The 21,560-nt window shown below is 65.8% G+C and carries 16 protein-coding genes; 11 read left to right on the top strand and 5 right to left on the bottom strand.

The annotated features are described in order from the left end of the window. The first annotated feature begins 21 nt into the window (after window positions 1–21). The 3 genes from KY501_RS07885 to KY501_RS07875 are packed head-to-tail and all read left to right on the top strand — an operon-like array spanning window position 22 to window position 10,483. Window positions 22–1,125 carry an inosamine-phosphate amidinotransferase 1 gene (locus KY501_RS07885; protein ID WP_224362049.1) on the top strand — a complete coding sequence of 368 codons (1,104 nt, stop codon included), beginning with the start codon at window positions 22–24 and terminating at the stop codon, window positions 1,123–1,125. 46 nt (window positions 1,126–1,171) lie between these two features. Then, on the top strand, window positions 1,172–9,916 hold the full coding sequence (locus KY501_RS07880) for a non-ribosomal peptide synthetase (protein WP_224362048.1): 8,745 nt from the start codon (window positions 1,172–1,174) through the stop codon (window positions 9,914–9,916). A gap of 33 nt (window positions 9,917–9,949) precedes the next feature. Then, window positions 9,950–10,483: a hypothetical protein gene (locus KY501_RS07875; RefSeq protein ID WP_224362047.1), complete on the top strand. Its 534-nt coding sequence runs from the start codon at window positions 9,950–9,952 to the stop codon at window positions 10,481–10,483. Here KY501_RS07875 and KY501_RS07870 read toward each other — a convergent pair. After that, window positions 10,449–11,591, bottom strand: a complete 1,143-nt coding sequence (locus tag KY501_RS07870) for a serine hydrolase domain-containing protein (protein ID WP_224362046.1) — start codon at window positions 11,589–11,591, stop codon at window positions 10,449–10,451. The two genes, KY501_RS07875 and KY501_RS07870, sit on opposite strands and share 35 nt — an antisense overlap. A gap of 5 nt (window positions 11,592–11,596) precedes the next feature. Then, window positions 11,597–12,616: an SAM-dependent methyltransferase gene (locus tag KY501_RS07865; protein WP_224362045.1), complete on the bottom strand. Its 1,020-nt coding sequence runs from the start codon at window positions 12,614–12,616 to the stop codon at window positions 11,597–11,599. Between the two features lie 104 nt (window positions 12,617–12,720). Here KY501_RS07865 and KY501_RS07860 point away from each other — a divergent pair, with 104 nt between their 5' ends. Then, complete coding sequence (locus tag KY501_RS07860) at window positions 12,721–13,278, top strand: GNAT family N-acetyltransferase (RefSeq protein WP_224362044.1); 558 nt, start codon at window positions 12,721–12,723, stop codon at window positions 13,276–13,278. 23 nt (window positions 13,279–13,301) lie between these two features. On the opposite strand, the gene KY501_RS07855 is transcribed toward KY501_RS07860, so the two are convergent. The 3 genes from KY501_RS07855 to KY501_RS07845 form a co-directional block, all read right to left on the bottom strand. Next, window positions 13,302–13,613 carry a hypothetical protein gene (locus KY501_RS07855; RefSeq protein WP_224362043.1) on the bottom strand — a complete coding sequence of 104 codons (312 nt, stop codon included), beginning with the start codon at window positions 13,611–13,613 and terminating at the stop codon, window positions 13,302–13,304. A gap of 134 nt (window positions 13,614–13,747) precedes the next feature. Continuing rightward, on the bottom strand, window positions 13,748–14,335 hold the full coding sequence (locus tag KY501_RS07850) for a hypothetical protein (protein ID WP_224362042.1): 588 nt from the start codon (window positions 14,333–14,335) through the stop codon (window positions 13,748–13,750). 284 nt (window positions 14,336–14,619) lie between these two features. Next, window positions 14,620–15,534, bottom strand: coding sequence for an AraC family transcriptional regulator (locus KY501_RS07845; protein WP_224362041.1), 915 nt, complete (start codon window positions 15,532–15,534; stop codon window positions 14,620–14,622). 23 nt (window positions 15,535–15,557) lie between these two features. Between KY501_RS07845 and KY501_RS07840 the strand changes: the two genes are divergently transcribed. From KY501_RS07840 to KY501_RS07810, 7 genes are all read left to right on the top strand, one after another. After that, on the top strand, window positions 15,558–16,481 hold the full coding sequence (locus tag KY501_RS07840; protein WP_224362040.1) for an arginase family protein: 924 nt from the start codon (window positions 15,558–15,560) through the stop codon (window positions 16,479–16,481). Further along, entirely contained in the window at window positions 16,478–17,464 is a 987-nt protein-coding gene (locus KY501_RS07835; protein WP_224362039.1) for a TolB-like translocation protein, read from the top strand. Before KY501_RS07840 ends, KY501_RS07835 begins: the two co-directional genes overlap by 4 nt. Before the next feature lie 109 nt (window positions 17,465–17,573). Beyond that, window positions 17,574–18,101, top strand: coding sequence for a DivIVA domain-containing protein (locus KY501_RS07830; protein ID WP_224362038.1), 528 nt, complete (start codon window positions 17,574–17,576; stop codon window positions 18,099–18,101). A gap of 3 nt (window positions 18,102–18,104) precedes the next feature. After that, window positions 18,105–18,404 carry a DUF167 domain-containing protein gene (locus tag KY501_RS07825; RefSeq protein ID WP_224362037.1) on the top strand — a complete coding sequence of 100 codons (300 nt, stop codon included), beginning with the start codon at window positions 18,105–18,107 and terminating at the stop codon, window positions 18,402–18,404. Then, the gene (locus tag KY501_RS07820) at window positions 18,401–19,543 is read left to right on the top strand and encodes a peptidase MA family metallohydrolase (RefSeq protein ID WP_309242952.1); all 1,143 of its coding nucleotides are present in this window, start codon (window positions 18,401–18,403) and stop codon (window positions 19,541–19,543) included. The genes KY501_RS07825 and KY501_RS07820 overlap by 4 nt, the downstream gene beginning before the upstream one ends. A 131-nt stretch (window positions 19,544–19,674) precedes the next feature. Then, window positions 19,675–20,385 (top strand): hypothetical protein, encoded by a 711-nt coding sequence (locus KY501_RS07815; protein WP_224362036.1) that lies wholly within the window; start codon window positions 19,675–19,677, stop codon window positions 20,383–20,385. After that, the gene (locus tag KY501_RS07810; protein ID WP_224362035.1) at window positions 20,385–21,311 is read left to right on the top strand and encodes a DUF3396 domain-containing protein; all 927 of its coding nucleotides are present in this window, start codon (window positions 20,385–20,387) and stop codon (window positions 21,309–21,311) included. Before KY501_RS07815 ends, KY501_RS07810 begins: the two co-directional genes overlap by 1 nt. Window positions 21,312–21,560: the final 249 nt, after the last annotated feature.

Here is a 21,560-nt window from a genome sequence, read left to right as displayed (position 1 = left end):
AACACGCGAAAGCCCATCCACATGCAACGCACCAACCTGCAACTGGCTCGGGAGACTCAAAGGCTCCCTGTCGTGTCCTCCTACACCGAGTGGGATCCTCTGGAAGAAGTCATCGTGGGCGTCGCCGACGGCGCCACGGTCCCCACCTGGCATGTGTCGCTCAAGGCCACCATGCCGAAGCAGCACTGGGAGTTCTTCCAGCAGAACGGCGGCAAGCCCTTCCCGAAGGAGCTCATCGACGCCGCCAACCGGGACCTGGACGAGTTCGCGCACATCCTCGAGGCCGAGGGCATCAAGGTCCGCCGACCCGAGCGCATCGATCACGCTCGCGCCTTCTCCACGCCGGACTGGCACTCTCCGGGCGGCCTGTACACCGCCATGCCTCGGGATCTGCTGCTCGTCATCGGCGATGAGATCATCGAAACGCCCATGCCCTGGCGCTCGCGGTACTTCGAGGTGCACCCGTACCGCAAGCTGCTCAAGGAGTACTTCATGGCCGGGGCGCGCTGGACGTCGGCGCCCAAGCCTCAGCTCACCGACGAGGCCTACGATCTGACGTACGAAGTGCCTGGCGACGAGGAAGCGATGCGGTACGTGCTCACCGAGTTCGAGCCGCTCTTCGACGCCGCGGACTTCATCCGCTGTGGCCGGGACATCTTCTATATCCGCAGCCACGTCACCAACACCTTCGGTGTCGAGTGGCTGAGGCGCCACCTCGGAAGTCAGTACCGGATCCACGAGCTGCGCTGTCGTGACACCAAGCCCATGCACATCGACACCACGTTCATGCCGATGGCGCCGGGCAAGCTGCTGGTGAACCCGGAGCGCGTGGACTTCGTGCCCGACATGTTCAGGACGTGGGACATCCTGAAGGCTCCGCAGCCGTGTTCCCCAGATGATCTGATGCTCTATTTCAGCGGCAAGTGGCTCAGCATGAACACGCTCATGCTGGATGAGGAGCGTGTCGTCGTGGACAAGAACGAACACACCCTCATCCGTGCCTTCAAGGACTGGGGCTTCAAGCCCATCACCTGCCACTTCCAGAACTTCTACCGACTGGGCGGCTCCTTCCACTGCGCCACGCTCGACATCCGTCGCCGCGGCACCCTCCAGTCCTACTTCTAGAGCGTCCACTGCGTGGCGGCCCCCGCCAGACGCGTGAGGTTTCCGTATGTCGTCCCTGCAACACCGGCTCTCCAGCCTCACCCCCGAGCAGCGTGAACTCCTGACCCGGCGGCTCGAGCAGGAGGGCATCCTCCTGCCCGCGAAGCAAGAGACTGCGGCGGCCAAGGAGCTGGTGGCGTACGTCGTCCCCAAGCGGGGAGAGGCGCCGACGCCGGACGAGCTGCGCTCCTTCCTCAAGGAGCGGCTGCCGGAGTCCTTCCTCCCCTCCGCGTTCCTGATGCTCGACAAGCTGCCGCTGACGCCGAACGGCAAGGTGGATCTGCGCGCGCTGCCGCTGCCCCAGCTCGGGCGCGGCAGCCAGCGGGAGTGGGTGCCAGCACGAAGCCCCACCGAGGAGGCCGTCGCCGGCATCTGGGCCGAGCTGCTCCGGGCGCCGCGGGTGAGCATCCATGACAACTTCTTCGATCTGGGCGGCCACTCCCTGCTGGCCACCCAGGTGATGGCGCGCGTGCGCTCGGTGCTCCAGGTGGAGGTTCCCCTGCGCGCGCTGTTCGAGGAGCCCACGGTCGCCGGGCTGGCCTCTCGCGTCGATGCGGCGCGCCAGGGCGCCCAGGGCCACGAGATCCCCCCGCTCGTACCGGCTCCACGTGATCGTCCGCTGCCGCTCTCCTTCGCCCAGCAGCGGCTGTGGTTCCTCGACCAGCTCGAGCCCGGCTCCACCGCCTACCATGTACCTGGCGCGGTCCGGATGGTGGGCCCCCTGGACGTGGGGGCCATGACGCGCAGCCTGGAGGCGCTCGTCCAACGCCACGAGTCGCTGCGGACCACCTTCGAGCTGGTGGAGGGACAGCCGGTCCAGCGGGTGCATGCCTCCATGCAGGTGGAGTTCGCGGTGGAGGACTGCCTCGGCGCGCCCGAGCCCGTGCTGAGGCAGCGGGTGGCCGCCGAGGCGCAACGTCCCTTCGATCTGGCCCGAGGTCCGCTGCTGCGCATGCGGCTGTTGCGCTTGTCGGAGACGGAGCACGTGCTCCTCACGACGATGCACCACATCATCTCGGATGGCTGGTCCATCAGCGTCTTCGTGCGGGAGCTGGCCGAGCTCTACGGCGCCTTCACCGAGGGCCGGCCCTCACCGCTGGCGCCCATGCCCGTGCAGTACGGGGACTTCGCGGTGTGGCAGCGCCAGTGGCTCCAGGGCGCGCTGCTGGAGGCCCAGCTCGACTACTGGAAGAAGCAGCTTGCGGGGGCACCTTCCTCGCTGGAGCTGCCCACCGATCGGCCGCGCCCCGCCGTCCAGAGCTACCGGGGAGCCCGCTACTCCTGGACGCTCGGCAAGTCGCTGACGGGCTCGCTCCACGCGCTCTCGCGCCGTCAGGAAGTGACGCTGTTCATGACGCTCCTGGCCGGCTTCAAGGCCCTGCTCCACCGCTACTCGCGCGCCGAGGACCTCGTCGTGGGCAGCGCCATCGCCAACCGCGGCCGCGTGGAGGCGGAGGGGCTGATCGGCTTCTTCGTCAACACACTGGCGCTGCGCACCAGCGTCGCGGGCGAGCCTCGCTTCGTGGAGCTGCTGGGCCGGGTGCGGCAAACGACGCTGGGGGCCTACGCCCACCAGGACGTTCCCTTCGAGAAGCTGGTGGAGGCGCTCCAGCTCCCTCGAGACTTGAGCCGTCCTCCGCTCTTCCAGGTCATGTTCGCCCTGCAGAACATGCCCCCGCCGCGCCTGGAGCTCGAGGGCCTGACGCTCTCGGCACTGGACGTGGAGACGGGCTCCGCGCAGTTCGATCTCACGCTCAGCCTCACCGAGGAGGCTGACGGACTGGTGGCCTGGTTCGAGTACAACACCGATCTCTTCGACGCGGCTACCATCGCCCGCCTGGCGGGCCACTACCAGACGCTGCTGGAGGGCGTGGTCACCGATCCGCGCGAGCGCATCTCCCGGCTGCCCCTGCTCACCCCCTCCGAGCGCCAGCAACTGCTGGTGGAGTGGAACCAGACAGCGATCGACTGGCCGCAGGACATCTGCTTCCACCACGTCTTCGAGGAACAGGTCGCCAGGGCACCGGAGACCACCGCCGCCGTCTGCCACGGGCGCTCCATCACCTACGGGGAGCTGAACGCGCAGGCCAACCGGCTGGCGCGCCGACTGCGGGAGCGGGGCATTGGCACCGACCGCATCGTCGCGCTCTTCATGGATCGCGACATCGAGTTCCTCGTCTCCATGCTCGCGGTGTGGAAGGCCGGCGGAGCGTACGTGCCGATCGATCCGGCCCTGCCCCGGCTGCGGCTGCAGGCCATCGTCTCCCAAAGCGGGTGCGATCTGCTGCTGACCGAGGAGAAGTACCGGGCGGACGCCGAGCAGGTGTCCGCGGGCCGGCCCTTCGAGCGCGTCGTCGATCTGCTCGGCCCGGGAGTGAGCGACACCAACCTGGATCTCGCCATCCCGCCCGAGAGCCTGGCCTACGTCATCTTCACCTCTGGCTCGACGGGTCTGCCCAAGGGCGTGATGATCGAGCAGGTGGGCATGCTCAACCACCTCAACGCGAAGGTGCACACGTTGGGCATGACCGAGCGCGACGTGGTGGCGGAGATCGCCACGCAGAGCTTCGACGTGTCGGTGTGGCAGTTCGTGTCCGCGCTGCTGGTGGGTGCGCGCGTGGCCATCTTCAAGGACGAGAGTGCCTGGGAGCCCGTCCAGCTCTTCACCCGGATGCAACAGGACGGGGTGACGGTGCTGGAGACGGTGCCCACGCACATGCGCCTGATGCTGGAGGAGCTGGAGGCGAACCCCACGCGCTACGATCTGTCGGCGATGCGCTGGTTCATCGTCAACGGTGAGCCGCTGCTGCCGGAGTACTGCGCCCGCTGGTTCAAGCTGTGGCCGCGCATCCCGATGATCAACGCCTACGGGGCGACCGAGGTGTCCGACGACAGCTCGCATTACCCCATGCACGAGGCGCCATCGATGCACTGGGCCGCGATGCCCATCAATGGCACCCTGCCCAACCTCCAGTCGTACATCCTGGATGCCAACCTCCAGCCTGTACCGGTGGGAGTGCCCGGCGAGATGTTCATCGGCGGGGTGGGCGTGGGCCGCGGCTACCTGAACGATCCCATCCGGACCTCCCGGGCCTTCCTGCCCGATCCGTTCTCGCCGGAGCCCGGGGCGCGGCTGTACCGCACGGGCGACCTGGTGCGCTATCTGGCCGACGGCAGCATCGAGGTGCTGGGCCGCATCGATCACCAGGTGAAGATCCGCGGCTTCCGGATCGAGATTGGCGAGATCGAATCCGTGCTCGCGCAGCACCCGGCCATCCGCGAGTCGGTCGTCGTCGCGCGGGCGGACAAGGGCCCCGAGAAGCGGCTCGTCGCCTACGTCGCCCTCAAGAGCGAGCAGCACGTCACGCCGGGCGAGCTGGCCGAGTACCTGGGCGCCAAGCTCAGTGACTACATGGTGCCCTCGGCCTTCGTGATGATGGAGGCCCTGCCGCTGCTGACCAACGGCAAGGTGGATCGCAACGCGCTGCCGGCGCCGCAAGAGGCGGACATCGGCGTGCGGGCCAACTACATCGAGCCGAGGACACCCGCCGAGCAGGCGGTGGCCAGCGTGTGGGCCGACCTGCTGGGCCTGCCGAAGGTGGGCGCCGAGGACAACTTCTTCTCCCTGGGTGGGCACTCACTCATCGCCATCCAGGCCAACGCGAAGTTGCGCAACCTGCTCGCCATCGAGCTCTCGGTACGCGACCTCTTCGAGGGCCAGACGGTGGCGCAGGTGGCGCGGCGTGTCGAGGCGCTGCAGTCCCAGGCCACCACCGCGAAGGCCGCGCCCGCCGTGGCGCTCCCGCCGCTGCGCCGGCTGGAAGCACGGCCCCACTACCCGCTCGCCACCTACCAGCTCCCCGAATGGTACATGCACGAGCTGGAGCCCGAGAGCCCCTTCTACAACGTGTGCATCGGTGACCTGATCCTCACCGGCCGGATGGATCGGGAGGCCTTCCTACGGGCGTGGCAGACGCTGGTGGATCGCCACGCCACCTTCCGCACCCACTTCGGCTACGTGGACGGCAAGCCCGTGCAGAAGGTCCGCTCCGAGCTGCGGATCACCGAGCAGGAGCTCTTCCTGGATCGGCGCGCCGTGCCGCCCGAGGAGTTCAAGGCCGAGGTGCAGCGGCTGGCGACGCACTACAGCGGCCTGGCGCTCGACTTCGAGAACGGACCGATGTTCCAGGTAAAGGTCGCCGAGTTCTCCGGTGACCGCTACCAGCTCATCTTCCTGGTCCACCACATCATCTGGGACGAGACCTCGACGATGAACCTGGCGCGAGAGCTGAGCGAGCTCTACAACGCCTACCGTGCGCGGCGGGTCCCGCGCCTGCCGGAGCTCGCGCTGGAGTACGTGGACTACGCGGACTGGATCACCCGCGCCATCGACTCCGGCGCGCTGGAGCCCCAGCGGCGCTACTGGCTCCAGAAGTTCTCCACCCTGCCCCCGGCGCTGGAGTTGCCGCTGGACTTCCCCCGCCCGGCCTTCCAGACGTTCAACGGCGCGGAGGTCAACAGCATCATCCCGAGCGCCCGGAGCGCCCTCATCGAGGAGTTCGCCCGGCGCCACAACACCACGCTCAACATCGTCTTCCTCTCGGCCCTGCATGCCCAGCTCCACCGGCTCACCGGGCAGAGCGATCTCGTGGTGGGAACGCCCATCGCCAACCGGGATGACGAGCGCGTGGCGCCGCTGCTGGGGCTGTTCGCCACGGCGCTGCCCATGCGCGCCACCCTCTCCGGGGAGATGAGCTTCGAGGCGCTGCTGAGCGACATGCAGCGCACGGCGGTGGAGGCCTACGATCACCACACCTATCCGAGCATCCTCGCCATCCAGGAGCTGAATCCTGAGATGGACCTGTCGCGCAACCGGCTCTTCTCGGTGATGTACGGCCTGCAGAACAACAAGCTGCGGCTCTCCTCGGAGGTGGGCTTCGACGGGCTGCGGCTGGAGTTCATGAGCGGCATCGACGTGGCGGAGAGCCAGACCTCCAAGTTCGATCTCACCTACATCGTCGATCACGTCCCCACCGGCATCATCGTCCGCCTGAACTACAACACCGATCTGTTCAAGCCCGCGACGGCGCAGCGGATGCTGGAGCAGTACCTGTCGCTGGTGGAGCAGGTGGTGGCCAATCCGGCCCTGCCCCTGTCCCAGTACCGGCTGCTCTCCGAGGTGGACGAGAAGCAGTTGCTGCGCTCGTTCAACGACACCTCCCTGCCCTTCGACGGCGAGGTGGGCGCCCACACCCTCTTCGAGGCCCAGGCGGCCCGCAGCCCGGAGGCGGTGGCGCTCTCCTGGGAGGGCGGGCGGTACACGTACCGGCAGCTCGATGCGGAGGTAAACCGCTGGGCCCACTCCCTGCGCGCGCGGGGAATCCGCCCCGAGGAGCGGGTGGGCGTGCTGATGGATCCCTCGCCGGACATGGTGGTGGCGCTGCTCGCCATCCAGAAGGCGGGCGCGGCCTACGTCCCCATCAGCCCCGAATACCCCGCGGAGCGCCAGGCGCGGATCCTCGAACTCGCCGGCAGTCGGCTGCTGCTCACCGACGTGGCGCGGACCGTGGAGTCCTTGCCCGCATCCGTCACCGTGCTGTCCATGGAGGCCGAGCGAGCCACAGTGGCCTCGCTCCCGGCCGAATCTCCGCGGCTGCCCGTGCACGGCAGCCAACTGGCCTACGTGCTCTTCACCTCGGGCACCACCGGCACTCCCAAGGGCATCGAGATCGAGCACCGGGGCATCCTCAACCTCATCGCCTCCACGCAGCGGGACTACACGTTGGGGCCGGATGACGCGGTGCTGCTGCTCACCTCGTTCGCCTTCGATCCCTTCGTCCTGGATCTCTACTGGGCGCTGGCGGTGGGCGCGCGGCTGGTGATTCCGCCGCCCGGCACGCACCGGAATCCCGCCCAGGTGGCCGAGCAGGTACGGCGTGAGGGCATCACCTTCATGCAGTGCGTGCCCCTGATGCTGGGCGAATTGGTGGAGGGCCGGCGCCGCGGGAGCCTGCCGGAGCTGCCCTCGCTGCGGCGGGTCATCTGCGGCGGCGCCTTCATGACGCGGGCGCTGCGGGACGGCTTCCAGGAGACCTTCCGCGCCCGGCTGGCCAACCACTACGGGCCCACCGAGGTCACCGTCGACGCGAGCCGGTTCGACTGTGCCCTGCCGTTCGAGGGCGACATCGTCCCGCTCGGCAAGCCCGTAGCCAACGCGCGCGTGTACGTGCTCGACGCGGCCCTGCGGCCAGTCCCCATCGGGGTAACTGGCGAGATCTACGTCAGCTCTCCGGGCCTGGCACGCGGGTATCTGGGAGATGCACGCAAGTCGGCGCAAGCCTTCCCGCCCGATCCCTTCTCCGCGGCGCCGGGCGCGCGCATGTACCGCACGGGCGATCTGGGCCGGTACTCGGATACCGGGGACGTGTACTTCATCGGCCGCGCGGACAAGCAGGTGAAGGTCCGTGGCAACCGCGTCGAGTTGGAGGAGATCGAATCCCGCCTGGGCACCCACCCCGCGGTGGCCCGGTGCCTGATCCAGCACGCGCGGCGGCCCGACGGCGGCGATGGCCTGGTGGCCTATGTGGAGCTGCGCGAGCCGGAGAGCACCCTCACGGCGGAGGGCACGCGCTACCGGATGTTCACGCTGGCGCAGCGGCCCGAACTCAAGCGGGCCGTGGATGACTTGCACGTGGGAGCCTGGCCCGACTACTTCGTGGGTGACGAAGTGCTCCGGGCCTATTGGCCGCGGTTGGCGGGCGAGTTTAGCCATACCCAGTTCGTGCTCATCAACGAGGCGGACGAGGTGGTGGCGGCGGGCAACGCCCTGCCCATCCAGTGGGATGGGACGGTGGAGGGGCTGCCCCTGGGCTGGGATGACGGCCTGCGCAAGGGCTTCGAGGACGCCGCGCGGGGCGTACGGCCCGACACGCTGATGATCCTCACTGGTGTGGTGGCGGAAGGAGCGCTCGGCAAGGGCCTGGCCACCGTCATCCTCCAGGGCTTCAAGAGCCTGGCGAACGGGCTGGGGCTGGGCCGCGTCATCGTCCCGGTGCGTCCCACGGGCAAGTCGTCGCGCCCGGACCTCACCTTCGAGCAGTGGTGCTACTCGCGCCGGGAGGACGGGCAGCTCAGCGACAACTGGCTGCGCATCCACGAGCGCGTGGGCGGACGCATGCTCAAGGTGGAGCTGCGCTCGCAGTACGTCCGGGGTGATGTGGCGCAGTGGGAGCAGTGGAGCGGACGGAAGTTCACCTCGTCCGGGGAGTACCTGCTCCAGAACACGATGCAGCCGGTGACGATCCACCTCGAGCAGGGGTACGGCGAGTACCACGATCCCAGCGTGTGGATAGAGCACCCCCACGCCAAGGACGCAGGCTACACGTGGCAGCACGTCGACGCGGCGAGCCTGAGGGAGTTCCTCGCGGCGTCGCTGCCGGACTACATGCTGCCCGAGAAGTTCCGCTTCCTCTCGCGGCTGCCGCTCACTGTGAGCGGCAAGGTCGATGAGCGGGCGCTCCCACCCGCCTTCGGGGAGACCCTGGAGCGCGAGCCGCAGCTCGCCCCACAGACTCCGCTGCAGGAGCAGATCGCTGCCGTCTGGAAGGAAGTGCTGGGACTCGAGCAGGTGGGCATCAACGCGGACTTCTTCGAGCTGGGCGGCCACTCCATCAAGGCTCTCCAGATGCTGGCGCGGCTCGCCGACTCTCTCGGCGTGACGCTGAGCCTGCGACAAGTCCTCAAGCAGCGAACGATCCAGGGCCTTGAGAAGCTCGTCCTCGAGGCCAGGAGCGCTCCGGCCTCCGAGCCTGGCGCCACGAGGACGCAAGCCACACAGGCAGCCCCTCGCCCCGAGCGTGGCGTGGGCGAGGCCATCGGCCATCATGGCGAGATCCTCCAGGGCGTTTTCCGGGGTGAGCGGGGCCGCCTGCACCGGGGATTGCTCTCGCTCGCCTGTCCGAGCCTGCGCGCGGAGGCGGTCTTCCACCCCAACCCCACGGGGCCACTGGTGGTCGAACCCGCCTGGAAGATCAAGGCGCTCAAGGCCGCGGAGCTGACCCTGGAGTGGGGAGGCGCTCCCATCCGAGGAGGGCGGCTGGAGGTGCGCGGCAACATCCCGGTGGGCTGGGGGTTGGGCTCCTCCACGAGCGATGTGGTGGCCGCCATCCGTGCCGTCACGGCCGCGCTCAAGCGGCCCGAGGATTCGGCCATCGTCGCCCAGTTGGCGGTGAAGGCCGAGATCGCCTCGGACTCGACCATCTTTGGAGACAGTGCCCTGCTCTTCGCCCAGCGCGAGGGCCAGGTGCTCCAGCGCTTCCAGGGGCAGGTGCCAGAGCTGGAGGTGGTGGGCTTCAACGTCGATCCCGCCGGAAAGGGCGTGGACACCCTGGCCCACGAGCCGGCCCGCTACAACGACGCGGAGATCGAGGAGTTCCAGCGGCTGAGAGAGCTGCTGCGGCAGGCCGTCCTCGAAGGCAACTGTCGGCTGCTGGGGCAGATCGCCACCGCCAGCGCCCGCATCAGCCAGAAGTACCTGCCCAAGCCCCACTTCGATCGGTTCCTGGGCATCATGGAGTCGGTGCAAGCCCTGGGCATCCAGGTGGCGCACAGCGGAACGGTGGTCGGCTTCCTCTTCGATCCGGCCAGACCGGACAAGCAGGCCCGGATCCAGGAGTGTCAGGCCCGGCTCGCGGACCTGGGCTTCAGCAAGACGTGGCACTTCTCCAGCAGGCAGAGGGGAAACCTCGCCTAGCCCGGGCGACGTTTTCCCCTACAGGGGTGAGCCATGAGCCTCGACGCCGAGAAAAGAGACGTCCCCTCCTTCGCCTCCTACTTCGCGGATCGGGCTGTCACCGAGCGTGGCTTCAGGCCCGGTGTCCCGGAGGGTGCCCAGGCGCTGGGCAAGGAGGGCGACGTGATGCTCCATCGGTGGAACGAGCAAGGGCTGAAGCTGGTCTGCATGGTGGAGCGCGAGCGAGGGCGTCAGTTCCACCTGGAGCAGGCCGAGGTGCTGGAGGTGATCCGGCGCTGCCTCGACACGCCGGCGGCGCACACTGGGGTTCGGCGCGCCTCCTTCGAGGTGTTCGAGTTGGGACTGCCCCCCACTGCCGAGGCCCAGAGCCGGCTTGGCCGGCTGCGGCGATCCGCGGGCTCGATCGGAATCGAGATCATCCCCTGGATCCTCGCCCCCGACACGGGAGGCATCTGGTCCGGAGCGCCGCTGGGCGGGTTCACCGTTGGGCGGTCCTTCTTCAAGCAGGTGATGCGCGAGTACCGCGAGGCGTTCAGCCCGAGAAGAGCCGCCGGAACCACTTCTTGAACCGGTCGCGTTTCAAGACCCGGCGGAGTGCTTTCGAGACACGGCGCTCGCGCGCGAACCCGAGCCTCATCTCCCGGGTGAGATAGGCAAAGCCGATCTCGAGCCCAGCGTTTCCGTAGCCAAAGGAACCGCCTGCCCCCGCGAGCCCGAAGTCCCCTCCCCCGAAGTGTATGAACCCGTGGCTGATTCGCGCGTATCTCTTGGATGATTTGTCTCGAACGAATCGGCGCTGTTCGAGGATTGCGCTCGCGAGCCTGTGGCTCAAGAGCTGCGTGCCTCCGAGCGATCCGCGGTTCGCCAGCGCGGCGTAGACCTTCGCCACCGCATCCGCGGTGCCATGAGCATTGACGGCGGGGATCAATGCACTCCGCCATGGGCTCGAATTGACGACGGAGGCATCCAAGAGCCCCGGGGGGTTCAGAAACGCCTCCTTGAGCTTGGGCGCGAGATACATGAGCTTGTCGCGCTCAGACATCCCGGAGAGTTCCGCGCAGCGCTGCTGCTCCGAGACCGGGACGCCAAAGTAGAATTCGATCCCCAGCTTTGACGCGATCTGGTCGCGAAAGAACTCAGCGAAGCCCTGGCCCGTGATTCGAAGAACGAGCTCTCCCAGAATATAGCCATACAACAAGACCTGCTCCGAGAAGGCGGAACGAGGCTTCCACCACGGCTCTTGACGCTCCAGGAGCGACACCATGGTGGACCAGTCGTAGAGGTCTCGCACGGTGATGGGATCGCGAACGGCGGGCAATCCAGACAGGTGATCGAGAATGTCTCGCACCGTGATGGCGTGTTTGCCGCTCTGCCCGAATTCCGGCCAGTACTTCGCGACGGGCGCATCCAACTCGAGCTGGCCCCTGTCGACGAGCACCAGCACCGCGCACGCCACCAGCGGCTTGCACACGGAATACGTCATGACGAGCGTGTCTCGAGTCCACGGCTCCTGCCTGGCGCTGTCGCGGTACCCGCCGTAGAGATCGACGATCTTCTCACCGCGAAGGTAGATCGCGAGGGCTGCGCCGGTCTCGAGCCCATCGCTGAAGTTTGCCTCGAAGGCAGTGCGGACTTCGGAGAACGCAGGATCGCAGTCCCCATGCACGGTGGTCATGATCTCTACTTACCCGCCCCCGCCCACCGGTGCGCAGCGCGACAGGTGCGCCCTTCTGGCGTCGAGCTGAGACTGACTTCAACCCCGTAGCTGGGCTGGATGGTGGCCAGATCGACGTGGATATCGACCGACATCACGTCACCCTTCGCGACCCGGACGGGCGTGTCGAAGAGCTTCAGGTAGGGATTCGGCCAAGCAACATTCTCGCCTCTGCTCGAGACGACATTGTCGCGATCCACGACGATCTGCATATAGAAAACCAGGCCATCGACCAGGCCATCGCGATCCATACGGAACTCGAGCTTCCGATCGAACACGAGCGGATAGTCCTCGGAGAAGACGAACATTTCCATCTCGCCCGGCTCTGCCATGAGATTGGACGTGGGGAAGTGCAGCACCTCGTGCATTCGGAGAGGCTCGATCGTGTTCGTACCGCCCACCAGGAGATTGACGATCTTATGGCTCCACTTCCGTTCGAGTGGGCTGGTAGGACAGACATAGGTCCCGCACGCCGCAGGAATGAAGACGGCGCCGGGATTCAGGAAGCGCTTCGCATCCTTGACGGTGCGCGCCACCCCTTCATTGCTGGAGATCGTGCCGATGACTTGCTGGAGGAGGACATCGCATGACTCGGGCAGGTTGATATCGGTTGAAAAGCCGTAATAGACCTTGATGGGGCAGTCCTCGCTCCTCGTCGTGGCGATGCTTGCCTCGATGGAGTCGCGAAACTTCTCGTTGTATTCGATGGCATGAACGATGCTGGCCCCGGCCTCACGGCACATCCTGGCCATATACGCGAGCCCACCGGTCCCGACGTCCACGACCTTGCGTCCTCGGACGACCTTGTTGATGACATTCCGATACGCCTTGCCTCGGACATCGTCGCTGGCGAGCAACTGATAGGCCAGGATCGTATAGCTGCTGTTGAATGCGTAGTTGTCGAGTTCTTTCGTGCGGACGACGCAAACGATTTTTCTCTTGTCGAGTTGTCTGCGTAGAAAGGCAACCAGCGGTTGGGTATTCATGGGTTGCTCCAAGAAGTGCGGGTCAGCACGGAGATGCCCAAAGAGCAACCGAGCATGCTAGCATCGGCACTCGTCAGGGGCAATCTTGGACTCCCGCACCTCGTGTGCTGAAGTGGCAGTTGATGCCTCCAATCCTGACCACTGATCGATTCACCCTGCAGCGGATAGAGCCAGCGGACCAGCCCTTTATCTTCGAAGGCCTGAGTCACCCGCAGGTGATTCCTTACTATGGGGTCCGGTACGATTCCCTCGAAGCCACCAAGGCCCAGATGGATTTCTATGAAACCCTGGAGCGGGAGGGAACCGGGCAGTGGTGGAAGATCATCAGCAAGCAGAGCCAGGAAGCCCTAGGCGTGATCGGGTATTATTATTACCAAGCCAAGCACAAGAAGGCCGAGGTTGGCTTCTGGCTGCTCCCCCGGTTCTGGAAGCAGGGCGTCGTCACGGAAGCGATGCCGGCCGTGATTCGCTACCTGCGGCGAGAAAAAGACGTTCACCGCGTCGAAGCGATGGTGGAGGAAGGGAACACCGCCAGCCATCGGCTCTTGGAGCGTGTCGGGTTCCTCCATGAGGGCACCATGCGTGACTGCGAGATCAAAGACAGTCACTTCATCAGCCTTCGGATCTACAGCCTGCTCTCGACGGACCCCAAAGGCCTTTGACACTCCGGGCTCTTTCGGGTCGTTCAAGGTCCCACTGTGTCGCTCGACTTCCTGAGGATCCGCCCAGTTGTGTCTATTGCATAGGTCACACCGCCATCAAGCATGCCATAGCTCAGCCCACAGTTTTCCGGCTTGAAGTTGATCCGGACAAAAATGATGTTGCCCTCTCGCTTTGCTTGATAGCCGTATGAGACTTGCTGGTCAGGGCATGGGAGACCCGTTGGATCTGGACTCAGGAAATCATCAGCCGCGATGCGAATGGCCTGAAGCGTGTAACCATCGACGTCCGCGTCCACCTGCAACCTGCTGTCGAAGACCGGCAGTTTGATACGCATGTCCGCAAACTCGGGTTGAACTCGCTTGGGCACGCACTCACAGCCAAATAAGCTCGACAGAGCCCCACACGGCCCGTGAGCACAACCGGCCAGTGCCAAACTGGACAGGACAAGGAGCGTCTGTTTTTTCAACCTCATCGTGCATGACCTCCCGACCAGGAAGACCCTTCTGCCCTCACGTCCAGCACATCTATCGTGACCTCCAGTTTGCCGGTCTCCTTGACGCGCTTGAGACCAACCTTGGCATAGTCTCGATTTTGCCACTCGCCATTCTCCGAGCGGGTCACGATCTGGATTGTATCTCCGGCGGTGCTGTATTCAAAAAAGCCATCGCAGGCAGGCGTGTCGCGCTCTTCCCGCGAAAAGAACGCGACGACTCCAAGCCGGAATCGGCCATTGTCGTGGCGAATCCGCTGAAAGCGATGCTCAGTCTCTACAATGTATCGGATATCCTCCTGCGTGAAGACTGTTGGGGAGGGGTGAGTGTGAATGGCGATGGCATACTTGATGTTTTTGTCCGGCTCGACTTCGTCATCCACATAGCGAGGGTCGATGACAAATTGGGGCAGACTGCAGAACCTTGGCCCTTTTGTGTTTTGAGCTTCAGGGGTGGCTATGAAGCTGATCTCGTACTTCCCCTTGGGAGTGAAATAGATCCAGGCGCAATATTCCGTAGAGTCGTCCTGCGAATACCGGACGTAGATGCTACCAATGCGACGCACGTCGATCCTGCGAGAGAAGGCGTGAGGCAAGGACATCATACGATGGCATGCATGCGCCACAGCATCGCGAACTGTTGCAAATGGGCCTCCATCGAGCGGAGCAGGGAGGACGTATTCATACCCAGGACGGCTTGGGGGAGCGCGAGGAACCACAACCACGCCTGGCGGGAGCGGAGGGGTTGAAGAGCAACCCAAAGCAAGAAACGCGAGGATGCTGGGAGCAGTCCACAACCATAAAGCTTTGCGTTTGACGAAACGCTCGGGCATGGGTCTACCTAACGCGGTCATTCCCGCGCACTCCGCGACGCCACCTGCGCGCCAAGTCCATACCTCTTCCGATAGTTGCGCGGCGATAATCCAAATACCCGCGCGAAGCTCACCGTGAAGTGCGACAGATCCCCGAAGCCAGCATCCAATGCGATGTCGGTGATGCGCCTGCGCGTACTCCGGAGGGCTATCGCGGCCCCTCGCATCCGGGTGGCAATCACGAACTGGCGGGGCGTCTGGCCAGTCATCGCCCGAAAGACTCGCAGGAAGTGAAAGCTGCTCAGGCCCGCGTGGGCGGCCAGTGTGTCGAGAGAACAGTCCTCGTCACTATGAGCCTCCACATAGCGCACCGTCTGTGCGACCTGGTGAAGCTGCCGCGAGGAAGGCTCCAGCACGGCATTCGTGCCCCCTCCCTGTGCGATCAGCGCGACGGACGCGACCGCCAGCGCCGCTTCCCGAAGCGCCTCTACATCACCACTGCGGAGAGCCTCGTGCGCAAGCACCACCGCATCCGCCGAGGCAGTCGAGGCTGGAATGCAAACACGGCCGAACGGCCGCGCACCGTGAAGCCGGACACCGAGGGAATGGCCCACCTCGTCGAGCTGCGCCTCCTCGTAGTCGAAGACGATCGAGCGGTCTCCGCCGTCGTCAACGTGCCGGTTCTCATACGCCGTCGAGGCGTTCGCGAGCAGAAGAGTACCCGGGCCCGCCAGCACCTCGCCGAGCCCCGTACGCGTGTGGAAGGTCCCGGCCAGAAGCACCGAAATGCACGAGTGGCTGTACTCCCCCTCGAAGCGGGGGCTGTGCGCACCCGCATGGCAGACGACGTCTCGAGCGCAGAACGTGCCGTCATGGCCGAGCAGATGCCGCCCACTCGACCTGATCGGGAGCGCCGGAGCCCCGGCCGCAAGATTCCCAAAGTTTCGCGCCATGCCCCGATGCTACCTCACGGCGCATGCTCGACCTGATCGAAGCCCCCAACAACCTCGGCCTGAGGCCGCTCACTCCAGGAGTCGAGCCCGGAACCTGGAGAGCCCCGGCCGCGCTCGACCATGCAGGGCTGTCCAGGCAACTGCATCCGGATCGCCACCTCCGACTCCCACGGCCTGAGTACTCTCCCAAACCCCAGCCCGGGACGCGCCTGCGCAACGGCCCTGCCCTTCGGGACTTCAACCTTCGGCTGTCCGCCGAGGTCGAACAGTCTCTGCGAAGAGGCGCCGTGCCCGTCGTCGTCGGAGGCGACTGCAGCATCCTCCTGGGCTGCCTGCACGCGCTTCGAAAAACCGGCGGACGCGGGATGGTGCACCTCGACGGGCACAGCGACTTCGCCCATCCCGGCAACTTCGCTCCACATTTGAACCTCTGGTCCGCGGCGGGAATGGCCCTCGCCCTCGCTACGGGACGCGGCGAGTCACTGCTCACGGAGTGGCCCGGCGTAGAGGGTCCCCTGCTCGCGGACGCGGACGCGGTTCATCTGGGAGAACGCGAGTCGCTGGATGCGGACTACACCTTCCAGGACATCGAGCAGACCGCGATCGAGCAAATCACCGTGCACGCGTTCCAGAAGGAAGGAGTGGCCCAGATCGCGGACCGCATCCTCCGGCGCCTGATCGATCGCAAGCTCGACCGGGCCTGGCTGCACGTGGATCTCGACATCCTCGACCAGAAGGTGATGCCAGCGGTGGACTCTCCTGGCAGCCCGGGCCTCACCTACGCGGAGCTGACGACCCTCCTCCGGACGCTCCTCGCCTCGAGACGCATCGCCGGGCTCAACATCGCCATCTACGATCCCGACCTCGATCCCCATGGCACGCATGCGTCCAATATCGTCGCGTGCGTCGCCTCTGGACTCGAGGTGCTCCACGGAGCCGCCCGATGAACCTGCATCCATGGATCGCACTGCTGATGGGTGCCTCGCTGGCGGGATGCCGCGCGCCCGTCTCCGTGCAACCGCAGGCCCCCGGGGCTGTCGAACTCTACGGCGCCGGGCTCTTCAGCACGGGAGCGTGGGATTTCTTCATGGCGTTCTCACCGGATCAGAAGCGAGTGCTCTTCGGCCGGGCTGACGACGCCTTCGAGCGCTACGAGCTGTTCGAGACACGGCAAGGCGCCGATGGGCGCTGGTCCCAGCCCGTCAAACCACGCTTCGCGACCGAGTGGAGCAACGCGGATCCGCACATCTCACCCGATGGGAAGACCGTCTTCTTCATCTCCAACCGCCCCTCTTTAGGAGAAACAACGCCACGTGCGACCTACGACATCTGGGCTGCGTCCCTGCAACAGGATGGCGAGTGGGGCGAGGCCTGGCGCCTCCCTGCACCGGTAAACGATGCGAACCTCGACGAGTGGTCTCCCTCGGTGGCGGCCAACGGAAACCTGTATTTTGGAGCCGACCGTCCCGGCACTCGCGGCGGGAGTGATCTCTGGGTCTCCCGGTTCGTGAATGGCGTCTACCAGGAACCGGAGAACCTCGGTGACGCCATCAACACGAGCGCGCACGAGTTGGAGCCCTGGATCGCTCCCGACGAGAGCTACCTCATCCTCAGCGGGCTGCGACGGCCGGACGGCATCGGCCGATACGATCTGTTCCTCAGCCGCAGACTCCCGGAAGGCTGGGAGAAGGCACAGTTGCTCGGGGGAGGCATCAACTCGCGAGACAGCGAGTACAACCAGAGCGTCACCCCGGACGGGAAGTGGCTCTACTTCAGCAGCACGCGCCCGCTCGCCGGCTCCCTGGGAGAGCGGTTCGACGTCCCCCGAGACGACAAAATGATCCGCGATATCGGCAATGGCACGGGTGACATGTATCGCGTGCCGATGAGCGCCCTGGGGCTGTCCCTTGGAATTCCACCACAGCGGTAACATGTGACACCCGTCCAAGCAGCCGGCCAGGCATGAACTCCCGCGCGCGGGCCCACGGGAAAGTGGGCACTTCCTGGAGAACTCCGAGCGCTGCCCTATACTCGGAGCCATGAAGATCACCCCGCTCGACATCCGGCAGAAGCGGTTCGACACCGCGCTCCGCGGCTTCTCGCGCCGCGAGGTGGAGGCCTACCTGGAGTTGCTCGCCGGAGAGTTCGAAGAGGTGGTGAAGGAGAACATCGCCCTCAAGGAAGAGTTCAAGCGAGCGCAGCTCCGCATCGAGCAGTACCAGGAGCGCGAGCGCACCCTCCAGGAGACGATGGTCACCGCGCAGAAGATCAGCGAGGACCTCAAGGCCACCGCCAAGAAGGAGGCCGAGATCATCATCGCGGACGCCGAGCACCAGGCGGAGAAGATCGTCCACGGCGCCCATCAGAAGCTGGTCCAGGTCGTCGAGGACATCAACGAGCTCAAGCGTCAGCGCACCCAGTTCGAGTCCCAGGTGCGCTCGGTCGTGGAGGCCCACCGCAAGCTGCTGGAGACGTTCGCGGGCCCCGCCTTCGCGGACCGGGACTACGCCCGCATCGAGGACAACGTCGCCTTCCTGTCCCAGAAGAAGGCCAACGGCGGCGAGTAGTCCGTGGCTCCCCCGTGGCTCAAGGCCGTGCCCGACGGTGTGGAGCTGGCGGTGCTCGTTCAGCCGCGCGCCTCGCGCACCCGGGTGGTCGGCGAGCATGACGGGCTGCTGAAGATCCAGCTGGCGGCGCCTCCCGTGGACGGTGAGGCCAACGCCGCCCTGGTCGAGTTCCTGGCCAAGCTGTTCGGGGTTCCCCGGAGGCAGGTCGAGCTGCTGGCCGGTGACGCATCGCGTCGCAAGCGAATCGTCCTTCGCGGAGTTGCTGCCACAACGGTCGAGGCTGTTATTTCTGGGGGACCGTGAGTCTCCTCGTGCGCCTGCTGCTGTTCCTATCCCTGCTCCTGGTCTCGCCCCTGGCCCTGGCCCAGGAGCCTGCGCCCAGCGCGCATGGCATGGCGGAGCCGGCGATGGTGCCCACCCCTCGGCCCGCGCTGGTCGAGGACGAGATCAACACGCCGCGCTTCCGCATCCTCTATACGAAGGGCTCGAAGGGCTCGGCCCAGGCGCTGGCCGAGCGCATCGAGTGGGTGCGCGACTCGTTCGTGAGCGTGCTCGGCCGGGACTGGCAGGGGCGAACGGAGATCCGCATCGGCCGCGATCGGCAGGAGTACGAGGCCCTGGCACTGCCGGGCGGGGCTCCGCCGAAGTGGGCCGTGGCGCTGGCCTACCCGGCCCACAACATCATCCTCCTGGACGCGCGGAGCCTGCTGGAGCCCGAGGGCCACATCACCCTGCGGCATGAACTGGCGCACGTGGCGCTGGGGCAGTTCGCGCGGGACTGGCCGCGGTGGTTCCAGGAGGGGTTGGCGCAGCACCTCGCGGGCGAGCGCATCGTCGTCACGCACTACGCCGCGCTGTTCCGGGCGGTGACGCAGCAGAAGGTGCTGCACTTCGAGGATCTGGCGGAAGGTTGGCCGGACATGCCGGCGGACGTGGAGGTGGCGTACGCCCAGAGCGCGGACTTCGTGGCGTACCTGGCGGGCCGGCACGGCCCCGGGGTGATGAACGCGCTCATCGATGGAATGGCCCGCGGCGAGCCGTTCCAGATGGCGTTCGGCAAGGCGTTCCACTCCTCGCTGGACGTGGAGGAGGGCAACTGGCGCAAGGGGCTGTCGACACGCTTCGGCTGGCTGCCATTGACCACGAGCATGCAGTTGGTGTGGCTGGTGGCTCCGGCGCTCTGCGTGGTCGCCTATTGGCGCCGCCGGAAGCAGCAGGCGGAGCGGCTGGCGGCCATGGCCGCGGAGGAGGCCGCGGAGGATGCAGCGATACGACTGCGGGCCGCCGAGGCCGCGCAGCAGGGTCTGCCCGCACTCCCGCCCGAGGAACTCATCCCCGAGTGGGCCGAACAGCCACCCCCGCCGGAGGATCCTCGGGATTTCGCCGATGAGGAGAGCGGCGAGCACGGACCGCGGCCCCCGTCCAAGCCCACGCTCCACTGAGCGGGGGCTGTCAACCACGCTACTCGCAGTAGGGTGGCCGCATGAAACCAACACTCGCTTGTTTCGTTCTTTTTCTCAGCGCCTGTGTCGGCATGACGGGTCAGGGCACACCAGGGGTTTACGCGCAAGCAGTGGACTCAGAGACCAACTTCTGTATCCGCTTCCCAGCCCAGTGCCCGGGCGGAGAGGCGCAGGCATTGGCCGCACGCCAGCGCCTCGTGGAGGTGAGCGCGAGTGGTGCCTCGCTTGCAGCGGGTCTTCGCAATCTGACCGAGGAGCAACGAGCGCTGGTCGACACGATCATCCTCGACTGTGTCAAAGACGCTGACTTCCTGCTCAACGAGAAGCTGTTTGGCGGCAGTCCCACCCGTGAGCAGTGCGCCGAGGTGTTGGAGCGGGACGCGAACGGCAAGCCTGTGACTCGAGCCATGCGACTGGGTCTGGAGAAGCATGAGGCGGCCATGGCTTGCATCCAGGAGAAGCTACCGCCGCTCCGGCAGGGAGGCTTCAGCCTCAACCAGCGCTATCGCCTGAACCCCCACACAGGAAAATGGGAGCCCCTCAGCCGCCAGCAAGTCGAAGCGCTTCTGCGCACAGGAGGCAAGGATCTGGTAGGCACCATCGAGCCCGATGTCGTTATCCATACTGGCAACGTGGCCGAAGTCCTCGACGTCTACGATCTGAAGTTCCCCTGCCCTGGCACCAACCCTCCGACATGGCGGACCTATGGCGAGGGTCACCCCTATCGGGGGGCAGACCAGGGCTCGACCTATCAACAAGCCTTCGGCGGGAACCCCGCCCGTGTCGCACCGCGCTGGGGCGTGCTTCGCGGGAATCCTTGATGAGTGAGCACTTTCCGAAGGTCCGCATCTACACGGAGGATCACCAGATCTTGATCCGTGACGGCCTGGATATCTGCTTCTACATGCGCCGCTCCCACCGGGAACTGGCTCAAGGAGTGCAGAGCGCATTGGAACTCTATCGCCGTGCCATCGCACCACGCACGCTCGACTGGTACGTCGATCACGACGGAGAATGGCAGCCCCTGGACGCTCGAGGCTGGGACAGCATCCATCGCGAGCTGTTCGAGAACTCCTGGCCGCTCATCGAGTTGAAAGATGCCCCGGGTGGAGAACAAGAGTTCCGGTTCGAGTACCGGGGCAAGTGGTTCGAAGATCCCCGCGGACTCGACAGACCCGACATGGTGTCCGCGGTCTCCTTCTGGCTGCCCACAGAGTTCCTGGAAGTCCACGGGCCCTCTCGAGTTCAAGCACTGGCTCTAGAACTGGCCGAGTGCTTCCCCTTGGATTCGGGTCATGCTGGCCTCGCCTTCAACGCACTGACGGGGCTCCTGAGCGGCCCCGAAGAGTGGCGTCGCCTGGCATTCCGTTACCCGGGCATGGACTTCGGAGGCCTGGGTCACACCCACTGGTACCTGGGCACACGTATACGCGCCCCCCACTGGCTGACGTTCCTGGGCCCCTCGGTCCTCGGAGCGCTCGGCGGAGCCCCAGGTCTGCGGGCACGATTGTCCTCTCCTGACACCACCATCCAACCCCTGCAAGGAGACCGGGCTGTTGTCACGCTGGGCCCCTGGCCGGATGCGGGCGACCTGGAGGCACACCGCACCCTGCCCAAGTACCGCGAACTGGCACTCGTCCTGAAACCCTGGCTCTATCAACAGCCCCCTTCTCCGCACGATTGGACGGCGGAGTACCGGCAGCGATGGGAACGCCGCTTCCTCGACCTGCTCCCTGCAGGGGGATGAGGCTTCTGCCGAGGCCTTGTGCCTCCGACAGTCGTCCTGGTGAAGTGCCTCCACGACATGATTGCGGACACCAAGGTCATCCAAGCAACAGAGTCCAGCGACGACCTGTGATCACCGGGGCCGGGCAGTAGGAAACGCCATGCCCTGGCCCCTCCTATCGGCTCCCCACCCGAAGAAATTACGGCTCCACCCCTCCCCTTCCGTCCGGGGGGTCCGCCCAAAGGGCTGATTTTCCTGGCTCCTGCCACT

The organism is Hyalangium versicolor (genome assembly GCF_020103695.1).
GTDB lineage: Bacteria > Myxococcota > Myxococcia > Myxococcales > Myxococcaceae > Hyalangium > Hyalangium versicolor.
The sequence above is the reverse complement of the archived record's forward strand: the minus strand, read 5'-3'. Positions and strand labels throughout refer to the sequence as shown.

What these genes read in the sequence shown, in the direction of transcription:
- KY501_RS07840 (WP_224362040.1), top strand. Translation starts at nt 15,558, where the DNA reads ATGCTCGACCTGATCGAAGCCCCCAACAACCTCGGCCTGAGGCCGCTC.
- KY501_RS07885 (WP_224362049.1), top strand. Translation starts at nt 22, where the DNA reads ATGCAACGCACCAACCTGCAACTGGCTCGGGAGACTCAAAGGCTCCCT.
- KY501_RS07835 (WP_224362039.1), top strand. Translation starts at nt 16,478, where the DNA reads ATGAACCTGCATCCATGGATCGCACTGCTGATGGGTGCCTCGCTGGCG.
- KY501_RS07870 (WP_224362046.1), bottom strand. Translation starts at nt 11,591, where the DNA reads ATGACCACCGTGCATGGGGACTGCGATCCTGCGTTCTCCGAAGTCCGC.
- KY501_RS07875 (WP_224362047.1), top strand. Translation starts at nt 9,950, where the DNA reads ATGAGCCTCGACGCCGAGAAAAGAGACGTCCCCTCCTTCGCCTCCTAC.
- KY501_RS07845 (WP_224362041.1), bottom strand. Translation starts at nt 15,534, where the DNA reads ATGGCGCGAAACTTTGGGAATCTTGCGGCCGGGGCTCCGGCGCTCCCG.
- KY501_RS07855 (WP_224362043.1), bottom strand. Translation starts at nt 13,613, where the DNA reads ATGCGTATCAAACTGCCGGTCTTCGACAGCAGGTTGCAGGTGGACGCG.
- KY501_RS07810 (WP_224362035.1), top strand. Translation starts at nt 20,385, where the DNA reads ATGAGTGAGCACTTTCCGAAGGTCCGCATCTACACGGAGGATCACCAG.
- KY501_RS07865 (WP_224362045.1), bottom strand. Translation starts at nt 12,616, where the DNA reads ATGAATACCCAACCGCTGGTTGCCTTTCTACGCAGACAACTCGACAAG.
- KY501_RS07830 (WP_224362038.1), top strand. Translation starts at nt 17,574, where the DNA reads ATGAAGATCACCCCGCTCGACATCCGGCAGAAGCGGTTCGACACCGCG.
- KY501_RS07880 (WP_224362048.1), top strand. Translation starts at nt 1,172, where the DNA reads ATGTCGTCCCTGCAACACCGGCTCTCCAGCCTCACCCCCGAGCAGCGT.